Raw genomic sequence first — 20,401 nt, 5'->3', positions numbered from 1 at the left:
TACCCGGACGGCTGGTCGTTCACACGGGGGTGGGTAGTGCCGTCCACACCGGGTAGCCCACCCGGTATGACTGCCACACCGCCCGACCCGGACCCGGCCCGCACGCCCGGTTTGGAGCCCGGTGGCGGGGTCGCGCCCGGCGAGACACCGCCCGAATCCGGTCAGACCTCCGGTCTGTCGCACCCCCAGCCGATGCCGTCGCGGCGAGGCCCGGCCGTCACGCTGGTGGCCGTGCTGCTCGTGACGGCGCTGGCGCTGGCGTTCGTCGTGGCGCAGGTGATGGGGTGGACGAACCTGTTCGAGGGCTTCTGACCAGGCTCTCGGGCTCTCGGGCTCTCAGGGCTTGAGCGGCGGGCTCGGCGCCAGGCCTTCCTTGCGGCCGAGGCCGTCGAGGAGCTGCCGAAGGGTGTCGCGGGCGTTGTGCCGGGGCGCCCAGCCGAGCCGGGTGAACGCCTTGGTCGCGTCCAGCAGCGGCGCGGTGAGGGCCAGGTCGACCCAGCCGTGCGAGGTGGGTTGCAGGCGCAGCCGCCAGCTGACCCGGGCCGCGGTGCGCAGGGCGGTCGGCGGGATCGGCACGTGCCGGGTGCCCATGACCTCGGCCAGCACCTGGGGCGTCACGACGGGCTCGGAGACCAGGTTGAACGCGCCACCGGCGCGGGTGGTGAGGATCTTCGCCAGGGCGTCGGCCACGTCGTCGGCGTGCACGAACTGCAGCACCAACGTGCGCGGTAGCGGCAGGACGGGCAGCTTGAGCCGGAACAGCGCGTGCGGCACCAGCGGGCCCAGGAAGTAGCGCTTGATCTCGGCGGCGGCCTCCGGCTGCAGGACCAGGCCGGGGCGGACGCGGGTGACGGTGAGCTGCGGGTGCGCGCGTTCGAGCTGGTCGAGCAGGTGCTCGGCGGCGGCCTTGTGCCGGCTGTAGTAGGAGTTCGCCAGGCCGTCGTGCGGCCAGCTCTCGTCCACGGTGTGGTCCTTCGAGGCCGGCGAGTACGCGCCGACCGAGGACATGTGGACCAGGTGCGGGACGCCCGCTTTCACGGCGGCGGTGAACACGCGGTCGCTCCCGGCGACGTTGGTGCGGTAGAGGACGCGCTCGTCGTGGCTGGGCTGGATGAGCCAGGCCAGGTGGACGACGGCGTCGGCGTCGCGGAAGGCCTCGGCGAGGAGTTCCTCGGCGCCCTCGCGGCTGAGGTCGACCGGGGTCCAGGTGATCGTGTCGTAGGGCGGTGCGACCGCGGGTTCGCGGCGGGAGATGCCGTGCACGGTGATGTCCGGTTCGTCGGCGAGACGGCGCACCAGGGCGGTGCCCAGATTGCCGGTGGCGCCGGTGACGACGATCCTCATGGCATCCGGTTACCCGCGCGGGGCGGGTCCGACACGGGAGGCCCGGTGTTCCAGGCGGCGGGGTGGGGTTTGCTGGCCGGGTCCGCGCTGCTGGTCGGGGCGCTTGTCGGCTATCTCGTCCGGGTGCCGCGCGGTGTGGTGGCCGGGGTGATGGGGTTCGGCAGCGGCGTGCTGCTGTCGGCGGTGTCGTTCGACCTGATCGACGAGGCGCACGAGTTGGGCGGGCTGCTGCCCACGGCGGCCGGTGCCGCGTGCGGGGCCTTGGTGTACACGGCGGCGAACGTGGCGTTGGCCCGGCGTGGCGCCCGGCACCGGAAGAGGTCCGGCGGGTTGCAGCCGTCCGAGTCGGAGCAGAGCGGGTCGGGGACGGCGATCGCGGTCGGCGCGCTGCTGGACGGCATCCCCGAGTCCGTGGTGATCGGGGCGAGCCTGCTCGGCGGTGGAGGGGTGAGCGCGGTGACCGTGGCGGCGGTGTTCATCAGCAACGTGCCGGAGGGCTTGTCGTCGGCGGCGGGTATGCGCAGGGCAGGTCGGTCGCGCCGCTACGTGTTCGGCCTGTGGACCGCGATCGCGGTGGTGAGCGGCCTGGCGTCGATGGCGGGCTACGGCTTGCTGGCCGACGCCCCACCCCAGTGGCTGGCCGCGATCACCGCGTTCGCCGGCGGGGCGATCCTGTCGATGGTGGCCGACACCATGATCCCGGAGGCGTTCGACGACGCCCACCTGCTGGTCGGCTTGGTGACCGTGGCCGGCTTCCTCAGCGCGTTCGCCCTGTCCCGGGCCTGACCAGGCCTGATCGGGGCGCGGCGGCCCGTCGGTGGGTCCCTCGACCGGGCGAATAGTGCAACCTGGGACAACCCAAATCGCATTACTCACGTTAGCCGGAGAAAACGGCCGGCCCGGCGGCGGGGAGGCGTCGGTCGGTTCGGGAGGGGCGGTTCAGGCGGGTCGGGTCGGGGCGGATCGGGAGGGGCAGGGCGGAGCAGATCAGGTCGGACAGATCGGGTAGGGCGGTCGGGCGAGTGGTCGGTCGGATGGCGATCGGCCGGGCGGTCAGGCAGGCGGCGGTCGGTCGGCGGTCAGCTGCTCGATGGCGGTGCGGGGACGGGGGACTTCGCCAGGGCCGTGGCGACGGCGTGCAGGTTGGCGGCCATCGCTTCGCCGGTGCTCTTCGACCAGTCGTGGCCGTGGACGGTGTCCGGGTAGTTCGGGCCCGGTCCCGGACCCATGTTCCAGTAGGTCCACGCCTGGCCCGGGATGGTGTAGCCGATGTCGCCCAGGGCGCCGGCGACCTCGCTGATCACGTGGTGCGCGCCGTCCTCGTTGCCGGTGACGACGACGCCCGCGACGCGGTTGTAAGCGACCGGCCGGCCCTCGTCGTCCTGCTCGGAGATCATGGCGTCCATCCGCTCGATGACGCGTTGCGCGATGGACGACGGGTGGCCGACCCACGTCGGCGTGGCGACCACCAGGATCTCCGCGTTCAGCAGCTCGTCGTGGATCATCGGCCACTCGTCACCGTCACCCAGGTCGGTGACGACGCCCGGCGGCACGTCGTGGTCCACCACCCGGATCGTCCGCACCTCGACGTCACGCTGCTCCAGCGCCTTGACGACGACGTCCGCCAGCATCTGCGTGTTGGACGTGTCGGGCGACTTCTTCAACGAGCAGTTGAGCACCACGGCCCTCATCGCGGGACCTCCGCATCCGGTCGGCCAACCGCCGGGATACCCGCGACGGGCGCGAAAATGCGTTGCCGTGCCCACGGCCGGGTCGCCAGGCTCGGGCGCATGGTCGACCTCCCCTACCGCGACGGACGTGCCGGTATCGACGCCGGGTTGGTGCGGCGGCTGCTCGCGAGCCAGTTCCCGCGCTGGGCCGGGCTGTCCGTGACGCCGGTCGAGGTCGACGGGTGGGACAACCGCACCTACCGCCTCGGCGACGACCTGACGGTGCGGCTGCCGACCGGTGCCGGCTACGCCCCCGCCGTGCGGAAGGAGCACACGTGGTTGCCGGTGCTCGCGCCGTCGCTCCCGGTCCCGGTGCCCGTGTCGCTGGCCCTGGGCGTGCCGGGCGAGGGCTACCCGTTCCACTGGTCGGTCCGGCGTTGGCTCGACGGCCGGACCGCGTCGCCGGACCGCATCGAGGACATGGCGGGGTTCGCGGTCTCGATCGCCGACTTCCTCCGGGCGCTGCGGCGCGTCGACGCGACGGGCGGGCCGACTGCCGGTGCGCACAGCTTCCACCGGGGCACGTCGCCGGCTCACTACGACGACGGGACGCGGCGGGCGCTGGCGGCGTTGGAGGGTCGGATCGACGTCGAGCGGGCCGCGGCCGTGTGGGACGACGCCCTGCGCGCGCCGGAGTGGTCCGAGCCGCCGGTCTGGTTCCACGGCGACACGAGCGGGAACCTGCTGGTCGACGGCGGGAAGCTGGTCGCGGTGATCGACTTCGGCACGTGCGGTGTCGGGGATCCGGCGTGCGACCTGGTGATCGCGTGGACCATGTTCTCGGGTGAGAGCAGGCGGGTCTTCCGCGAGGCGGTCGGGTTGGACGACGCGACGTGGGCGCGGGCGCGCGGCTGGGCGTTGTGGAAGGCGCTCATCACGCTGGCCGAGGGGAACGAGCAGTCGCGACACGTGATCGACGAAGTCCTCGCGGACGCGCCGTGAGGAACAGCGAATGGGGCGCCTCCGCGGCCGGAGGCGCCCCATTCGGCTTGCGTCAGCGGTTGACGGTGAGGTCTCGCGCCGTGGCGTAGCGGTCCCGCACCCACGGGGTCGGCTCGGCCTCGACCGTGGTCGACGCCAGTTCCGACCAGTGCGGCGGTGCGTCCGCGCCGCTGACCGCCCACGCCGCCTGCCTGGCCGCGCCGTCCGCCACGTACTCGCTCGGCGACGGCACGAGGACCGGGCAGCCGAACACGGCGGGCGCGAGCCGCTGCACGGCGGGCATGCGGGCCCCGCCGCCGATCAGCAGCACCCGCGTCACCGGCATGCCGAGCGCCCGCAGCGCGTCGATCGCGTCGGCCAGGCTGCACAGCAGACCCTCGACCGAGGCACGCGCCAGGTGCGCCGGGGTCATGGTCTCCAACCGCAGGCCGTGCAGCGCACCGGTGGAGTCGGGCTTGTTCGGCGTCCGCTCCCCCTCCAGGTACGGCACGAGCACCAGCCCGTCCGCACCCGCCGGTGCGCTCAGGGCCAGGTCCGACAGGTCGGCCAGGTCGACCCCGAGCACGGACGCCGCCGCCGTGAGGATGCGCGACGCGTTCAGGGTCGCCACGAGCGGCAGGTGGCCGCCCTCGGCGTCGGCGAACCCGTTGACGATGCCGGTGCCGTCGACGACCGGGTTCGGCCAGCGCGCGAACGCCGTGCCCGACGTGCCGATGGACACCACCACGTCACCCGGTTGCGCCTGCACGCCCAGCGCCGCCGCCGCGTTGTCGCCCGCGCCCGCGCCGTACCGGCCGTCGACCAGTTCCGCCGGGCCGACCACGCGCGGCAGCCCGACGACCTTGCCCAGGGCCAGTTCGAGCAGGTCCGGCCGGTAGTCCTCTGTGGACGGTGACCAGTAGCCCGTGCCGCTGGCGTCGCTGCGGTCGGTGGTGAGCGCGTCCAGCGACGTGCCGCCGGACAGCTTCCACGTCAGCCAGTCGTGCGGGAGGCAGACCGCCGCCGTGCGGGCGACGGACTCCGGCTCGTTGGCCGCGAGCCACCGCAGCTTGGTCACGGTGAGCGAGGCGACCGGGACGCTGCCGATCGCCTCGGCCCACTTGTCCGGCCCGCCCAGCTCGGTGGTGAGGTCGGCCGCCGCCGCCGCGGAACGGGTGTCGTTCCACAGCAGCGCCGGCCGGACCACCTCGCCGGCCGAGTCGAGCGTGACCATGCCGTGCTGCTGCGCGGCCACCGACACGGCGGCCACGTCGTCCAGGCCGCCCGCGTCCGCGACGGCGGTCTGGAGCGCGTCCCACCACGCGGAGGGATGCACCTCGGTGCCCGTCGGGTGCGCCGCACGCCCTTGCCGAACAAGGGCGCCGGTGTCCGCATCGCGCACCACTACCTTGCAGGACTGGGTGGACGAGTCGACGCCCGCGACGAGCGCCATCAGCGGGCGCCCAGCAGGTGCTCGGTCGCCAGCTGCGCCAGGCGCACGAACCCGAAGCCGCGCTCGCTCGCGGTGGACGGGTCGAAGTCCTCGCCCTTGAGGAAGTCGGCGATCGACTCGCCCTCGTTCAGGGTGGGCTCGGCCAGCTCGTAGACGCCGCTGTACTTCAGCGCCTCCTGCACCTCGGGGTCGGCGCGGAACGCCGCTGCCCGCTCGCGCAGCAGCTTGTAGGTGCGCATGTTGGCCGCCGCGCTCTCCCACACGCCGTCGAGGTCCTCGGTGCGCAACGGCTTGTAGTCGAAGTGCCGGGGGCCGTCGTAGCCGCCGTTCTCCAGCAGGTCGACCAGGAAGAACGCGGACAGCAGGTCGCCCTGGCCGAACACGAAGTCCTGGTCGTAGCGCGGGCCCTTCTGGCCGTTGAGGTCGATGTGGAAGAGCTTGCCCTGCCACAGCGCCTGGCCGATGCCGTGCACGAAGTTGAGGCCCGCCATCTGCTCGTGGCCGACCTCGGGGTTCACGCCGACCAGCTCGTGGTGCTCCAGCGTCGAGATGAACGCCAGGGCGTGGCCGATCGTGGGCAGCAGGATGTCGCCGCGGGGCTCGTTGGGCTTGGGCTCCAGCGCGAAGCGGAAGCCGTAGCCCTGGTCGACCGAGTACTGCGCGACCGTGTCGACGGCTTCGCGGTAGCGGTCGAGGGCGGCGGACACGGGCTTGCCCGCGTCGACCTCGGAGCCTTCACGTCCGCCCCACATGACGATGGTCTGCGCGCCGAGCTCGGCGGCCAGTTCCAGGTTGCGCAGCACCTTGCGCAGCGCGAACCGGCGCACCGAGCGGTCGTTGCTGGTGAAGCCGCCGTCCTTGAACACCGGGTGGGTGAACAGGTTGGTGGTCACCATGGGCACGACCATGCCGGTCTCGTCCAACGCCGCCCGGAAGGCGGAGACCCGCTTGCCGACCTCGGCCGCGTCCGCGCCGAAGGGGAACAGGTCGTCGTCGTGGAACGTGATGCCCCACGCACCGAGCTCGGAGAGCTTGCGCACCGCCAACGGCGCGTCCAGCGGCGGGCGGGTCGCGTCGCCGAACGGGTCGCGTCCCGGCCAGCCGACCGTCCACAGGCCGAAGCTGAACTTGTCCACGAGGGCACCTCCAATAAGTTTGATGCCTGAACTTATCGCACAAAGCCGCTAGGATCCAGTGGTGTCCAGACCGCAGCCCGCGAGCCAGCACACCGTGCGACGGCACAACTCCGCCCTCGTGCTCGACGCCATCGCCGACGCGCCCGGGTCGTCCCGCGCCGCCGTGGCCGCCCGCACCGGCCTGACCAAGGCGACCGTGTCGAGCCTGGTCGACCGGATGATCGGCGCCGGTCTCGTGGCCGAGGGCGAGGCGCAGGCCAGGTCGGGTCCCGGTCGGCGCGGCACGGCGTTGCACCTGTCGCCGACCGGGCCGCACGGGCTCGGGGTGGAGATCGGGGTCGACTACCTGGCCACGTGCCTGGTCGACCTCACCGGGCGGGTGCGGGCGCGGTGGGTGCGGCCCAGCGACAATCGTGCCTCCTCCCCCGCCCGCGTGCTGGCCAAGGTGGCGTCGGCGGTGCGCACGGCGGCGAAGCAGGACGTGCCGATCGGCGGTGTCGGCGTGGCCGTGCCCGGTCTGGTGGAGGTGGCCGGCGGTTCGCTGCGGCTGGCACCGAACCTGGGCTGGCGCGAGGTGGACGTGCGCGGTGAGCTGACCCGGCGGCTGGAGCTGGACGTGCCGGTGCTGGTCGGCAACGAGGCGAACCTGGCCGCGTTGGCCGAGCTGTGGCACGGGGACGTGGCGGCGGACTTCCTGCACATCTCCGGTGAGATCGGCATCGGCGCGGGCATCGTGGTGGGCGGGGCGCTGTTCGAGGGCGTGTCCGGGTTCGGCGGCGAGATCGGGCACCTGTCGGTGGACCCGCGTGGGCCCGCGTGCGCGTGCGGGTCGCGGGGGTGCCTGGAGCGGCTGGCGGGTCAGGACGAGATCGTGCGCGCGGCGGGCGTGACGGGGGTGGACGAGCTGCTGGCCCGGCTGGCGGCGGGTGATCGGACGGCCACGACGGCGGTGCGCTCGGCGGCGCGGTGGCTGGGCGTGGCGCTGTCCGGGGCGGTGAACCTGCTGGACCTGCCGACGGTGGTGCTGGGCGGCACCTACGCCCGCCTGGAGCCGTGGCTGCACGAGCCGTTGCACGCCGAGCTGGACCGTCGCGTGGTCAGCGCCGAGTGGTCGCCCGTCCGGGTGGTCGCGTCGTCACTGGGCGCCGAGGCCGCCGTGCGCGGCGCCGCCACCACCGCCGTCCGCGCGATCCTGGCCGACCCCGACCCCTACGTCACCTCGGTCCTCGCCTGAACGTTGAACTCACCCCTTCCGAACGTACGACTCTCGCGGCCTGAGCGTTGGACTCTCGCGAGAGTCGTACGTTCAGAGGTCGAGAGTCCTGCGTTCAGGAGGGGTGAATTGAACGTTCAGGGCGGCCAGGAGGGTGTGGTAGGTGTGGGTCGGGTCACCTTCCACGGAGGGGATGACGGTGGGGTGGCGGGTGGCGATGACGGCTTGCAGGTTGTCGTACATGGCGGACAGCTCGGTCGGGGTCGCCTGGATGGTGCCGCGCTCGGTGAAGCGGCGGATCGCGTTCTCCCGCGTGTCGTGCAGGACGATCTCGTGGTAGCCGGCGCCCACGTCGGCGGCCAGGGCGGAGAGGCGGTCCAGGAACTCCGGGCGGCCCAGGAACTGGGGCACGATCACGTCGTGGCCCGAGGTCAGGTGGGTGCGGGCGGCGGCGATGGCGATGTCGCGGGCCAGTCGGCCGGCCTCGGCGAGGTCGCCCGCGATCAGGTCGCGGACCCGGTCGACGTCCAGCGCCAGCGCGGGCGGGTGGTCGTCGGCGTAACGGCGCGCGATGGTCGACTTGCCGCAGCCGGGCGGGCCGTTCAGGGCGATCAGGCGGGGCACCCCGCCGAGGGTAGCCGGGCGGGGGACGGTGCCCCCTGGTCACCGCCCCCGCACCACACATCCTGCTGATCACCGGTACACGCCGGGGTACACACCTCCGTGTACCGGCATCACTACGCTGTGTCCTGTGCGTTTCGGGGTGTTGGGTCCGCTGGAGGTTCGCGACCGCGCGAACCGGCTCGTCGTGCCCACCCGCCGCAAGGAGCGCGTGCTGCTCGCCGTCCTCCTGCTCCGCGACGGCACGCCCACCTCCGCCGACGCGCTCAGCGACGCGTTGTGGCCCGAGGCGCTGCCCCGCTCGGCCGGCGCGAACCTCAAGACCTACCTGTCGGACCTGCGCCGCCTGCTGCGGGCCGGCGACGCGGTGATCGACACCCGTCCGGACGGCTACGCGCTGCACGTCGACCGGGACGCGCTGGACGCCACCCGGTTCGAGGACCTGGTGGTCGAGGGCCGGGAAGCGTTGCGGGACAAGAGGTTCGACGTGGCCACCGAACGGCTCACGCGCGCGCTCGGCCTGTGGCGCGGCCCGGCGCTGGACGGCTTGCCGGTGCCGGAGGTCGTCCGGCCCCGCGTCACCGTGCTGGAGGAGCTGCGGCTCACCGTCCAGGAGGACAACGTCGACGCCCGCCTGGCGCTGGGCCAGGAGGCGGAGCTGTGCGGCGAGCTGTCCGCACTCACCGAGCAGCACCCGCTGCGGGAGCGGCTGTGGGCCCAGCTCATGCTCGCCCGCTACCGCACCGGACGCCAGGCCGAGGCCCTGGCCGCCTACCAGAGCCTGCGCGAAGCCCTGGGCACCGAACTGGGCATCGAGCCCTCCCCCGCCGTGAAGAGGCTGCACCTGGAGATCCTGCGCGCCGACCGCGCGTTGGACCGAACGCCGCTGCTGCCCGCCGCGGTCGTGCCACGCCAGCTCCCGGCCGCCGTCCCCGACTTCACGGGCCGCCGCACGGCACTCGAAGAACTCGACCGCCAGGCGGCCAGGGCCCGCGAGGACCGGGCCGGTGCCACGGTCGTGATCTCCGCCATCGCGGGCACGGCCGGCGTGGGGAAGACGGCGCTGGCCGTGTACTGGGCGGACCGGGCGCGCGAGCTGTTCCCGGACGGCCAGCTCTACGCCGACCTGCGTGGTTACGACGCCCTGCCGCCGCGGCGCCCGCTCGAAGTGCTGTCCCGCTTCCTGCACGCCCTCGGTGTGCCACCCGAACGGGTGCCACCGGACGTGGACGAGGCCACCGCGCTGTTCCGCAGCACGCTGGCCGACCGCGCGGTGCTGGTGGTGCTGGACAACGCGGCCGGCGCGGACCAGGTCCGCCCGCTGCTGCCGGGCGGCTCGGGCTGCCTGGTCGTGGTCACCAGCCGGGACCGGATGGCGGGTCTGGTGGCCCGCGAGGGCGCCGCCCGGGTCGCGCTGGACGTGCTCACCCCGGCCGAGTCGGTCGAGCTGCTCGGCCGCCTGCTCGGCGAGGACCGCACGGCCGCCGAACCGGAGGCGACCGCCGAGCTGGCCGCCCTGTGCGCGCACCTGCCGCTGGCGCTGCGCATCACCGCCGCCCACTACGCCGGTGGCCCGATCGCCGACCACGTCGCCGAGCTGCGCCGCGGCAACCGGCTCACCGCGCTGCACGCCGACGAGGACACCGCTGTGCGGGCCGCGTTCGACCTGTCCTACAGCGCGCTCCCGGCCGCCGCACGAAGGCTGTTCCGGCTGGTCGGGCTCGTCCCCGGCCAGGACTTCGGTGTCGAGGCGGCGGCGGCCGCCGCCGACCTGCCCGTGCCGCGCGCCCGCGAGCTGCTGACCGCGCTGACCGACGCGCACCTGCTGCACGAGGACGCGGGCCGGTTCACCGGGCACGACCTGCTGCGCCTTTACGCACGGGAACGCGCGGTGGCCGAGGAGACCGACGACCGGCGTGACGAGGCGGTCCGCCGGCTCTACGACTGGTACCGGGAACGGGCCCAGTCCGCGGCGGCCGTGCTGTACCCGGACATGTCCCGGCTGCCGGGCCCGCCGCCGCCGAAGCTGTTCGAGCACGGGAACCAGGCGTCGGCCTGGCTGGACGCCGAACACGCCAACCTGGTCGCCGCCGTGCTGCACGCCGCCGAGCACGGACCGCGCCGCGAGGCGTGGCTGCTGTCGGACGCGCTGCGCGGCTACTTCTGGCTGCGGATGGCGACGGTCGACTGGATGACGGTGGCGAGCACCGCGCTGCGCGCCGCCGAGGGCGAGCCGGTGGCGCGGGCCGCGGCCGAGCTGAGCCTGGCGAACCTGCGGTTCCTGCGCGCCGAGCACGCCGCCGCCATCGAGCACTCGACGAGAGCGCTGCGGCTGGCCGAGCAGGGCGGTTGGCCGGGCGGGCAGGCGTCGGCGCACAACAACCTCGGTGGCATCCACCGCCAGTCCGGGCACCTCACCGAGGCCGCCGAGCACTTCGCGCGGTCCGTCGACATCAACCGCCGCAGCGGCCTGGTCGCGGGCCTGCTCGCGGCGCTGAACAACCTGGCCATCGTGGCCTGGCAGCTGGGCAGGCTGGCCGAGTCGACCGACTACTTCACCGAGGCGCTGCGGCTGGGCGACGAGGCCCGCGCGCCGCAGGCGATCGCGCTGGCCAAGGGCAACCTCGGCGAGCTGTGGCACACGCGCGGCGACCTCGACCGGGCGTCGGAGTACCTGACCGAGGCGTTGCGCGTGCACCGCGAGATCGGCGCGCGGGTGGCCGAGGCGGGCAACCTGACCACGCTCGCCGCCGTGCACAACGACCGGGGCGACCGGGCCGCCGCGTACGAGCACGGCCGCACGTCGTTGATGCTGGCCCGCGACACCGGTGACCGGCGGATCGAGGCGGGCGCGCTGCACGTGCTGGGCGACATCCACCGCCGCGCCGGCCAGGAGGGCGACGCGCTGGACTGCTACCGGCAGGCGGTGGAGCTGGCCCGGGAGGCCGAGGACGACTTCCTGGAGGCCGAGGCGCTGATCGGGCTGGGCCGGGCGGACGAGGCGCTGGCCATCGCGCGCAAGGCGGGTTACCGGGTGGTCGAGGCCAAGGCGCTCACCGCGCTGGCCCGCACGGCACCCGCCGAGGAGGCCGTGGTGCACGCGCGGAAGGCCCTTGACCTGCACCGCGGCACCGGTCACCTGGCCGGTGAGGCGCACACGCTGCACCTGCTCGGGCACCTCGAACCGGAGCACGCGCGAACACACTGGCGAAGTGCTCTAGACCTCTTCACCCGAATGCAGTCCCCCGAAGCGGACGCACTGCGGCCGCTCGTCTGACAGCCTGGACGGCACGTTTGTCACTGCGGACAATCGTCACCGAGACTGCCAGGGGGTGAGCCGGTTGCCGCGTGGAGAACGCCCGTTGGACGTCGGTGACGGCCCGTTGCTCAAGTTCGCCGCCGACCTGAGGTCGTTGCGGGACAGGGCGGGCGGGTACAGCTACCGGCAGCTGGGCGCGCGCGCCCACTACTCGGCGACCACGCTGTCGGACGCGGCGGGCGGGCGCAAGCTGCCCACGCTCGCGGTGACGCTGGCCTACGTGCGCGCCTGCGAGGGCGACGTGGCCGAGTGGGAGGACCGGTGGCGGCAGGTGGCCGCCGAGGTGCTGCCCAACCCGGACCCGGACCCGGACGAGGGCCACCCGCCGTACGCGGGCCTGGCGGCCTACGGCACTGAGGACGCCGAGTGGTTCTTCGGCCGCGACCACCTGCTGGACGACCTGGAGAAGCGCATCGCGCGGCGCCGGTTCGTCGCGGTGTTCGGCGCGTCGGGCGCGGGCAAGTCGTCGCTGCTGCGCGCGGGCCTGGTGCCGCGGGTGACCGGCCGGGTCGTGGTGACCTCGCCCAGCGAGACCGCCGAGCCCGACCTGGACGCCGACCTGATGATCGTGGACCAGTTCGAAGAGGTCTTCACGCTGTGGCCGGACGCCGACCGGCGCACCGCCTACGTCGACGCCCTGCTGGCGGCCCGGTGCAAGGTCGTGATCGGCGTGCGGGCCGACTTCTACGGGCACTGCGCGCAGCACCCGGCGCTGGTGGAGGCGCTGACCGACGGCCAGTTGCTGCTCGGGCCGATGGGTCCGGAGGAGCTGCGCCAGGTGATCATGCAGCCCGCCGTGAAGGCGTCGTGCACGGTGGAGACGGCGCTGGTGTCGCGGCTCGTCGCGGACGCCACCGGCCAGGCGGGCGTGCTGCCGCTGGTGTCGCACGCGTTGCTGGAGACGTGGCGGCGACGGCGCGGCACCACGTTGACGCTGGCCGGCTACGAGGCCGCGGGCGGTATCCAGCACGCCATCGCGCAGACCGCCGAACGCACCTACACCTCGCTGGAACGCCACCAGCGCGCGTTGGCGCGGCAGGTGTTCCTGCGGCTCACCGCGCTCGGCGACGGCACCGAGGACACCAAGCGACGGCTGCCGCGCGCCGAGCTGGACCACGACGTGGACGTGGACGTGGTGCTGGACCGGCTGGCGCACGCCCGGCTGCTCACCCTGGACCGCGACAGCGTGGAGATCGCGCACGAGGCGCTGATCCGCTCGTGGCCGCGGCTGCGCGGCTGGCTCGCCGAGGACCGGGACGGGCTGCGCACCATGCGGCGGCTCACCGAGGCCGCGGCCACCTGGGAGTCGCTCGGCCGCGACCCGGACGCGCTGTACCGGGGCACGCGGCTGGACGCGGCGGTGGAGTGGACGCAGCGCGACGGCGTGCGGACCAGCGCCCAGGAGCGGGACTTCCTGGCCGAGAGCCTCCAGGCCCGCGACCGGGAACGGCTGCTCGCGCACCGCCGCACCCGCCGGTTGCGCCAGCTCGTGGCGCTGCTGGCCGTGCTGCTGATGCTCGCCGGGACGGCCGTGGTGCTCGCGATCACCGCGCAGAAGGAGGCGGCGGCGGGCTGGAAGTCGTCGGCCGCCTGGTACGTGGCCAACCAGTCGCAGGCACTGCGCAGCAGCGACCCGCAGCTCGCCGACCAGCTCGCCATCGAGGCGCACTACCTCAACCCGAACGACGAGACGCGCAACGGCGTGCTCAGCGCGCGGGCGACCGACGAGCGGGACATGGCCGACCGCGCCGCGTTCGCGTCCGCCCAGGCCCTCGCCGACCCGGACCGCGAGCGGGAGACGGTGCCCCGGGTGCTCGGGCCCGCCGACGAGACGGTGACCTCGATCGCGGTCAACGGCGCGGGTCAGGCGTTCGCCACGACCGTGGTGGACGGGGTGGGGAAGGTCTGGGACGTCACCGACGCGGCCACCGAGGTCACGCACACCTTCGCCGGCCTGGTGGAGCTGGTCGCGTTCGACCCGGCCCGCGGCCGCACGCTGGTCGCCGTGTCGGACCGGGGCGCGGTCTCGGTGTGGGACTGGTCGGACCCGGCGCGGCCGGTCGAGGCGGCACGCCTGGCGGACCAGCCGCGCCCGGTCGTCGGCGTCGTCTACGGCCCGGACGGCGAGGTCGTGGTGACCTACGACGTCATGGGCGAGGTCAGGCTGTGGGACGTGTCCGAGCCGGCGCGGCCCGCCCTGCTCGTGGAGCTGGACCTGGCCCGCGACATCACCGCCGCGGCCCTGTCGCACGACCGCCGCACGCTCGCGCTCGGCACCGCGAAGGGCGAGGTCAGGCTGTACGACGTGACCGACAGGTCGAAGCCGGCCGAGCTGTGGTCCGGCAAGGCGCACCGGGGCGCGGTCCAGGCATTGGCGTTCCACCCGTCCGGTGACGCGCTCGCCACCGTCGGCACGCAGGACACGGTGGCGCTGTGGGACGTGTCCGACCCGCGGCGGCCCGCCCAGCGCGGCCGGATCAACGGGCTCACCGAGGGTGTCTACGCGGTGGGGTTCGGCGACACCGCGACCAACGTGGAGACGTCCAAGTCGAACGGCACCAGGCGGTCCTGGGAGTTCGACTTCGACAAGGCGGTGCGCGAGATGTGCGACGGCGTCACCACCCACATCACCCGTGAGGAGTGGCAGCAGTACGTGGGCGCGGTCGGCGCGCTGGAGTACCACCGCCCGTGCGGTTGATTGGCGGGCCGGCGGAGGCGGGCGGATAATCACCGGGTGACCACGCCGCGGGACGACGACCGCACCGAAGCAGCACCGACGCGTCCGATCCCGAACGGTCCGACCACCGTGGGTCCGCCCGGTGGTGCCGTGGAGCCCTCGGTCACCGGTGAGCCGGAGCGGACGGTCGGGCCGCCCGCGAGGCTGAAGCCCACCAGGATCAGCGGCACGTGGGTCGCCGTGCTGGCCTCGATCGTGGTGCTGATCGTGCTGCTGGTGTTCATCCTGCAGAACCTCACCGACGCCACGATCCACTTCTTCGGCGCCGCGGGCACGCTACCGCTGGGGGTGGCACTGCTGTTCGCGGCGATCGCGGGCGCGATCCTGGTGGCCCTGGTCGGCGCAGCCCGGATCATGCAGCTGCGCCGCCAGGCCAAACGAGGGCTGCGATAAATCGTCCTCAGACCGAGGAACAGGACCTACCGTTCAGCGTGAAGCCGGTGGGTGCGGCGTTGCTGCCCTGCCAGCTCGCCTGGAATCCGAATTCCACCGTGCTCCCCGCCGCGATGGTCCCGTTCCAGCCCTCGTTGGTCACCGTGACGGCGGCGCCGACCTGCGACGCCTTGCCGTTCCAACTGTTGGTGATCTTCTGGCCGTTCGGGAACGACCAGCCCAGGCGCCACCCCGTGACGGGGGCGTTGGCCCGGTTGGTGATCTTCACCGAGCCGGTGAAGCCACCTCCCCACTGGCTCGTGACCTGGTAGCGCACCGCGCAAGCGGGCGGCACCTGGTCCGTGACCGTGGTGCTCGTGGTGCTGCTCGACGACGTGGTCGACGTGGACGTGGGGATCGTCGTGGTCGTCGCGTGGGTGGTCGAGATGCCACCGGCCGGGTCGGCGACGAGGATGCCGCGGCCGTTGGTGCCCAGGTAGACGCGCCCGTAGACGCGCGGGTCACCGGTGATCGCCTCGCCCATGTTGCCGTACTGCTGGTTCACCCCGGTGTTGATGTGCACGAAGCCCGCGGCCATGCCGTCGAAGCCGAAGCCCTCGATGCGGAAGACGCCGGTACCCATCGCCTCGGTGGTCATCACCGCGTACATCGTCGGGTAGGTCTTGCCCTCGGCGGGCTTGCCGAACCCGATGCCGACGGCCTTGGTGACGAACCGGTTCTTGCGGACCGTGGCGCCGGAGTCCTCGGACCGGAACAAGCCGGTGTCACCGGTCAGCCAGAGGTCACCCTCGTGGCCGGGTACGGCCTTGAGCTTGCCCGCCGGCACCTCGGGACCCGCGGTGAACGTCGCGCCGCCGTCCGTGCTGGTGTAGAGCCTGCCCTCGGCCAGGGCGTAGAACTTGAGCGGGTTCACCCGGTCGGACTCGACCACGGCGCCCGCCGGGAGGCCGGTGGACGGCGTCCACGTGGTGCCGAAGCCCACCGAGTAGTGCACCGCCGCGCCCGCCGGGCTCCACACGAACCGGGAGCCGTCCGCCGCCGCGGCGACCGTACCGCCGCCGGTGACGCCGGCGGGCTCGGTGCCCTGGAACCAGTTCTCGCCGCCATCGGTGGAGAACGCCACCCGCATGTCGTCGGGTCGCGCGGACTTGTCGAAGTCGCCCGACCGCACCATCACGGCCGGCTTCTTCTCGGCGTAGTCCAGGCTGCGGGTGGTGGTGAAGTAGGGCCGCTGGAACATCATCTCGGGCACCTTGGTCAGGTCCGTGTGCCGGAACCCGCCGATGTCACCCAGACCGCTGATCAGCGGCGCGCCCTCGGGCGGGCTGATCAGGTCGAGCACCGCGGTCTCCTCCAGCCCCGCGACGGTCGGCTCGATGGTGATCCGGCCGCCGTCGTCCCACTTGAGCAGGTCGGTGGTGCCGTAGATGGTGGCGCCGGTGCCGTACAGCATCCGGTTGGAGTCGAACGGGTCGATCTCCAGCGACTCGACCATCCAGCCGAGCTTCGGCGTCACCTCGGGCGGCTGCGGGTTCTCGCCGAAGCTCAGCCACGGCGCGGCGCTGATGTCCATGGTGTAGCGGAAGCTGCGGTTGGGGTAGCTCGTGAAGTCCCACGCCCGGGTCCAGGTGGCGCCGCCGTCCGTGCTGCGGAAGATGATGACGTCCGGCCACCAGGAGATCTGGGTGGCCACCATCAGCGTGCCCGGGTCCTGCCGGTCGAGGGTCAGGCCGCTGTAGCCGAAGTAGCTGTCCGGGCTGCTGGACGGGACGGGGCTGATCCGCGTCCACGCGCCGGTGGCGGTGTCGTACTTCCAGACGTCGCCCTTGCCGCCGTCGTACGGGCCGCCGGTGTCGCTGGTGGCCAGGTAGAGGAAGCCGCCCGCGGTGTCCAGCTCGCCCTGGTGGGCGATGTAGCCGGTGGGCTGGCCGGCGAGGCGGGACCAGGTCGCGCCCGCGTCCGTGCTGCGGTAGACCGTGTTCTCCATGTCGGCGACGCCGACGTAGATCGTCCTGGTGGGGCTGCCCGCCGTGGCGGAGCGCGGGTCGTAGGTCACCCAGACCACGCCCTGGATGTCGTTGCCGTAGCCGTTGGGGTCGTCCGGGTCGGCGACGTAGTTGCCGGGGTTGGGGAAGCTCGTGACCTGCGACCACGTGACTCCGCTGTCCGTGCTGCGCCACAGGCCCTTGCCGCTGGGCGCGCCGAAGTACAGCACCCGGCCGTCGTTGGGGTCGACGGACAGCCGCTCGCCCATGCCGCGGCCGGGCATGTTGCCGCCGACCTTGAACGGCAGCCGGGTGTGCTGCCAAGTCTTGCCGCGGTCCGCGGAACGCAGGATCGCGCCGTTGTTCGGGTCCCAGCTGTTGGTGTACATGCCGACCGCGGCGTAGACCTTGTCGGCGTCCTTGGGGTCGGGCGCGATGCTCGCCACTCCGTTGTAACCCCAGTTGTCCCAGTCGACCCAGTCCAGCAGCGGGATCCAGCGGCCGGTGGCCTGGTTCCACCGGTACGCGCCGCCGATGTCGGTGCGGGCGTAGATCAGGTCCTTCTCGGCCGGGCTGAACACGATGCCGGGCACGAAGCCGCCGCCCGCGATCTCCACATTGCGCCAGTTGTGGGGCTGCACGATGCCCGCGGCGTCCACCGGTGCCGACGACGCGGGCCTGGTGACGGCGGCGACCAGCACGAGGCCGAGCACGGCCGCGGCGGCGGCGGTCAACGCGAGGAGCCGCTGGACGGCGGGTGACGTGCGCGCGGTGCGTCGGGCCATCGTGGTGCGCTCCTTTGCGCGGGTGGGAGGAGGCGGTGGGCGAGTGGGATCCGCCTCCCCCCTGGCTCTGGTGGAGTCAGGCGGGCCGCACCGCTCTGGGAGCGCTCCCAGAACGTGCAGGATTGGACCGTAGCCAGGCCCCTCGGTCAGCGGCAAGGAGTCCGGGTTACGCCATCCGAGTGAAGTGCGGTGCGTGATCACCCGGCGATGTCGAAACACGTCGATCAGACCGTCGAATCGATTCGAAAAACGGCCGCGACCCGGGCCGTGTAGCCCGGGTCGCGGCTTCTTGCTTTGTCTTTCGAGAGCGACTCACGCGCTCGAACGGGTGACCATCGCCGTCGGCAGGAGCAGGAACGGCGGCAGGTTCTCCTCGCCCGCCAGCTCCGCCATGAGCCGCCACGTCATGGTGCGCCCCAACTGCTCCACGTCCTGCCGGATCGTGGTCAGCGGCGGCACCGCGGTGGAGGCGATCATCAGGTCGTCGAACCCGACCACGGCCACGTCGTCGGGCACCCGCTTGCCGTGCACGTGCAGGGTCTGCAACGCGCCCAGCGCCATGATGTCCGCGCCGACGAACACCGCGTCCAGGTCCGGCGCCCGCTTGAGCAGGTCGGCCATGGCGGCCGCGCCGCTCTCCGGGGTGAAGTCGCCGTACGCGACGAGATCGGTGTCGAGCCGGGCCTGGCTCAGCCCGCGCTTCCACCCGGACAACCGGTCCATGCCGACCGCCATGTCCCGGGGGCCGGCGATGGTGGCGATCCGCTTGCGGCCCCGCGAGACCAGGTAGCGGGCCGCCTCCATGGCGCCGTTGAAGTTGTCCGAGTCCACATAGGGCACGCCGCCGGCGCCGAGCGGCCTGCCGCCCACGACGGTCGGCAGGCCCGCGTCGGCGAGCGTGCGGGGCAGCGGGTCCTGACCGTGCAGGCTGATCACCAGCACGCCGTCCACGTGGCCGCCGCAGAGGTAGTTGACCAGGTCCTGCTCGTCGCCCTCCTTGCTCATCATGAGGACGAGCTGGACCCGCTTGCCCGCGAGTTCGGCGTGCACACCGCGGAGCACGCCGGCGAAGAACGGGTCGGCCAGCACCCGGCTGCCCTGCTCGGAGACGACCAGGGCGATGCAGTTGGCCCGGCTGCCCGCGAGCGTCCGGGCCGCCTGGTTGGGGCTGTACCCGAGCTTGCCGATGGCCAGGTGCACGGCCTCCCGCGCCCGGGAACTGACGTACGGCTCGCCGTTGATCACCCGGGAGACGGTCGACTTGGACACCCCGGCTGCGCGAGCGACCTCCTCCAGCCGGGTGTTGGGTCGTCGCGCCTTGGGTGGGTCAACGGCATCTGTCACGGAGCGACCGTCGCCGCGAGAGCGTTGCCACGGGCAACCTGCGAGTACCACATGGCACTCATCTTAGGCGTCCGCACCTGGGTCTCGTAGTCGACATGCACGATCCCGAACCGCTTGGCGTAGCCCTCGGCCCATTCGAAGTTGTCCATGAGCGACCACGCGAAGTAACCGCGCAGGTCGACACCCGCCTCGATGGCCGCATGCGCCGCCCTGAGGTGCGACTCGATGTAACCGAGGCGCTCGGGGTCGTTGATCGATCCATCATCGCTGATGGAGTCGACGTAGGCCGCGCCGTTCTCCGTGACGTACAGCGGGATGCTCGGGTAGTCCTGGTGCACCCGCAGGAGCACCTTGAACAGGCCGTCCGGCTGCACCTCCCAGTCCATGGCGGTGCGGGGCAGGCCGCGGCTGGGGAACGAGACGTGCTCCGCGCCGACCCACGGTGACCCGGTCGGGCGACGGCCGTTGGTCTGGACCGCCTCCTCCGGCTCCGATTCGGGTTCTGGGGTGCCGCTGACGAAGTGCTCGGCGTAGTAGTTGACGCCCAACTGGTCCAACGGCGCGGAGATGATCTCCAGGTCGTTCTCGCGGATGTGCTTGGAGAAGCCGTACGGCTCCAGGTCCTCCACGATGTCCGCCGGGTACTCGCCCTTGAACAGCGGGTCCAGGAAGATCCGGTTCTGCAGGCCGTCGAGCCGGCGCGCGGCGTCGAGGTCGGCCGGGTCGTCCGGGTCCGCCGGGATGATCGGGTACATGTTCAGCGTGATGCCGACCTTGGCGTTCGGCGCCTGCTCGCGGATCGCCGAGGTGGCCAGGCCGTGTGCCAGCAGCAGGTGGTGCACGGCCGCGACGGCGGCCTCCGGCTCCTGGCGGCCGGGCGCGTGCACGCCCGCCGCGTAGCTGAGCAGCGACGAGCACCACGGCTCGTTGAGCGTGGTCCAGTTGTCCACCCGGTCGCCCAGCGCGCCGACGACCGACTCGGCGTACTCCGCGAAGCGGTACGCGGTGTCCCGGTTGGCCCAGCCGCCCTCGTCCTCGAGGGTCTGCGGGAGGTCCCAGTGGTACAGCGTCAGCCACGGGGTGATGTTGTTCTCGAGCAGCTTGTCGACCAGCCGGGAGTAGAAGTCCAGGCCGGGCTGGTTCACCGGACCGGCGTCCGGGCGGATGCGGGGCCACGCGGTGGAGAACCGGTAGGCGTGCAACCCGAGGTCGACCATCAGCTGGACGTCTTCGTCGACGCGGTAGTAGTGGTCGGCCGCGGGATCACCCGTGTCACCGCCCACCACCGCGCCGGGGATCTGGCAGAACGTGTCCCAGATGGACGCGGTGCGACCGTCCGCGGTGGTCGCGCCTTCGATCTGGAACGCCGCTGTCGCGGCGCCCCACACGAATCCCTCGGGAAAGGAAATCGACTCCACAG

Annotated in this window: 15 protein-coding genes; 7 read left to right on the top strand and 8 right to left on the bottom strand. The window is 72.8% G+C overall.

All coding sequences use genetic code 11. From position 1 onward, the window contains the following. Positions 1-66 precede the first annotated feature (66 nt). Entirely contained in the window at positions 67-312 is a 246-nt protein-coding gene (locus tag B0I31_RS24930; protein ID WP_106617788.1) for a DUF6480 family protein, read from the top strand. 24 nt (positions 313-336) lie between these two features. Here the strand turns inward: B0I31_RS24930 and B0I31_RS24925 are convergent, their stop codons facing one another. Beyond that, a complete protein-coding gene (locus B0I31_RS24925) occupies positions 337-1,344 on the bottom strand; it encodes an NAD-dependent epimerase/dehydratase family protein (RefSeq protein ID WP_106617787.1) in 1,008 nt (335 codons plus the stop codon). Between the two features lie 45 nt (positions 1,345-1,389). Between B0I31_RS24925 and B0I31_RS24920 the strand changes: the two genes are divergently transcribed. Beyond that, the gene (locus tag B0I31_RS24920) at positions 1,390-2,130 is read left to right on the top strand and encodes a ZIP family metal transporter (protein WP_106617786.1); all 741 of its coding nucleotides are present in this window, start codon (positions 1,390-1,392) and stop codon (positions 2,128-2,130) included. Positions 2,131-2,423: 293 nt separating this feature from the next. On the opposite strand, the gene B0I31_RS24915 is transcribed toward B0I31_RS24920, so the two are convergent. Beyond that, positions 2,424-3,035, bottom strand: coding sequence for a flavodoxin family protein (locus B0I31_RS24915; RefSeq protein WP_106617785.1), 612 nt, complete (start codon positions 3,033-3,035; stop codon positions 2,424-2,426). A 99-nt stretch (positions 3,036-3,134) separates the two neighbouring features. Between B0I31_RS24915 and B0I31_RS24910 the strand changes: the two genes are divergently transcribed. Then, positions 3,135-4,016, top strand: coding sequence for an aminoglycoside phosphotransferase family protein (locus B0I31_RS24910; RefSeq protein WP_106617784.1), 882 nt, complete (start codon positions 3,135-3,137; stop codon positions 4,014-4,016). 52 nt (positions 4,017-4,068) lie between these two features. Here B0I31_RS24910 and B0I31_RS24905 read toward each other — a convergent pair whose 3' ends face one another. Together B0I31_RS24905 and xylA are read right to left on the bottom strand one after the other, a co-directional pair. Then, positions 4,069-5,448 (bottom strand): xylulokinase, encoded by a 1,380-nt coding sequence (locus B0I31_RS24905; protein WP_106617783.1) that lies wholly within the window; start codon positions 5,446-5,448, stop codon positions 4,069-4,071. After that, complete coding sequence (xylA, locus tag B0I31_RS24900) at positions 5,448-6,584, bottom strand: xylose isomerase (protein ID WP_181320334.1); 1,137 nt, start codon at positions 6,582-6,584, stop codon at positions 5,448-5,450. The genes B0I31_RS24905 and xylA overlap by 1 nt, the downstream gene beginning before the upstream one ends. Positions 6,585-6,645: 61 nt before the next feature. On the opposite strand from xylA, the gene B0I31_RS24895 reads away from it, so the two are divergent. Further along, positions 6,646-7,818 (top strand): ROK family transcriptional regulator, encoded by a 1,173-nt coding sequence (locus B0I31_RS24895; protein ID WP_106617938.1) that lies wholly within the window; start codon positions 6,646-6,648, stop codon positions 7,816-7,818. Between the two features lie 72 nt (positions 7,819-7,890). On the opposite strand, the gene B0I31_RS24890 is transcribed toward B0I31_RS24895, so the two are convergent. Beyond that, a complete protein-coding gene (locus B0I31_RS24890; RefSeq protein WP_106617937.1) occupies positions 7,891-8,421 on the bottom strand; it encodes an AAA family ATPase in 531 nt (176 codons plus the stop codon). Positions 8,422-8,548: 127 nt separating this feature from the next. Here B0I31_RS24890 and B0I31_RS24885 point away from each other — a divergent pair, with 127 nt between their 5' ends. From B0I31_RS24885 to B0I31_RS24875, 3 genes are all read left to right on the top strand, one after another. Beyond that, a complete protein-coding gene (locus B0I31_RS24885) occupies positions 8,549-11,695 on the top strand; it encodes an AfsR/SARP family transcriptional regulator (protein ID WP_181320332.1) in 3,147 nt (1,048 codons plus the stop codon). 85 nt (positions 11,696-11,780) lie between these two features. Then, positions 11,781-14,435 (top strand): nSTAND1 domain-containing NTPase, encoded by a 2,655-nt coding sequence (locus tag B0I31_RS24880; RefSeq protein WP_245950351.1) that lies wholly within the window; start codon positions 11,781-11,783, stop codon positions 14,433-14,435. A 129-nt stretch (positions 14,436-14,564) separates the two neighbouring features. Further along, positions 14,565-14,867, top strand: coding sequence for a LapA family protein (locus B0I31_RS24875; protein ID WP_245950379.1), 303 nt, complete (start codon positions 14,565-14,567; stop codon positions 14,865-14,867). A 7-nt stretch (positions 14,868-14,874) separates the two neighbouring features. Here the strand turns inward: B0I31_RS24875 and B0I31_RS24870 are convergent, their stop codons facing one another. From B0I31_RS24870 to B0I31_RS24860, 3 genes are all read right to left on the bottom strand, one after another. Continuing rightward, complete coding sequence (locus B0I31_RS24870) at positions 14,875-17,637, bottom strand: cellulose binding domain-containing protein (RefSeq protein WP_106617780.1); 2,763 nt, start codon at positions 17,635-17,637, stop codon at positions 14,875-14,877. Between the two features lie 312 nt (positions 17,638-17,949). Next, complete coding sequence (locus tag B0I31_RS24865; protein ID WP_106617779.1) at positions 17,950-18,981, bottom strand: LacI family DNA-binding transcriptional regulator; 1,032 nt, start codon at positions 18,979-18,981, stop codon at positions 17,950-17,952. After that, positions 18,978-20,390, bottom strand: a complete 1,413-nt coding sequence (locus B0I31_RS24860) for a glycoside hydrolase family 1 protein (RefSeq protein ID WP_106617934.1) — start codon at positions 20,388-20,390, stop codon at positions 18,978-18,980. The genes B0I31_RS24865 and B0I31_RS24860 overlap by 4 nt, the downstream gene beginning before the upstream one ends. Positions 20,391-20,401 lie beyond the last annotated feature (11 nt).

This window comes from Saccharothrix carnea (assembly GCF_003014735.1).
GTDB classification, from domain to species: domain Bacteria; phylum Actinomycetota; class Actinomycetes; order Mycobacteriales; family Pseudonocardiaceae; genus Actinosynnema; species Actinosynnema carneum.
Note: the sequence above shows the minus strand (reverse complement) of the source record. Positions and strands in the feature narration are given on the sequence as shown.

Bases quoted from the DNA above. Each gene is read 5' to 3' on its own strand.
- B0I31_RS24915 (WP_106617785.1), bottom strand. From the start codon at position 3,035: ATGAGGGCCGTGGTGCTCAACTGCTCGTTGAAGAAGTCGCCCGACACG.
- B0I31_RS24870 (WP_106617780.1), bottom strand. From the start codon at position 17,637: ATGGCCCGACGCACCGCGCGCACGTCACCCGCCGTCCAGCGGCTCCTC.
- B0I31_RS24910 (WP_106617784.1), top strand. From the start codon at position 3,135: ATGGTCGACCTCCCCTACCGCGACGGACGTGCCGGTATCGACGCCGGG.
- B0I31_RS24930 (WP_106617788.1), top strand. From the start codon at position 67: ATGACTGCCACACCGCCCGACCCGGACCCGGCCCGCACGCCCGGTTTG.
- B0I31_RS24905 (WP_106617783.1), bottom strand. From the start codon at position 5,448: ATGGCGCTCGTCGCGGGCGTCGACTCGTCCACCCAGTCCTGCAAGGTA.
- B0I31_RS24925 (WP_106617787.1), bottom strand. From the start codon at position 1,344: ATGAGGATCGTCGTCACCGGCGCCACCGGCAATCTGGGCACCGCCCTG.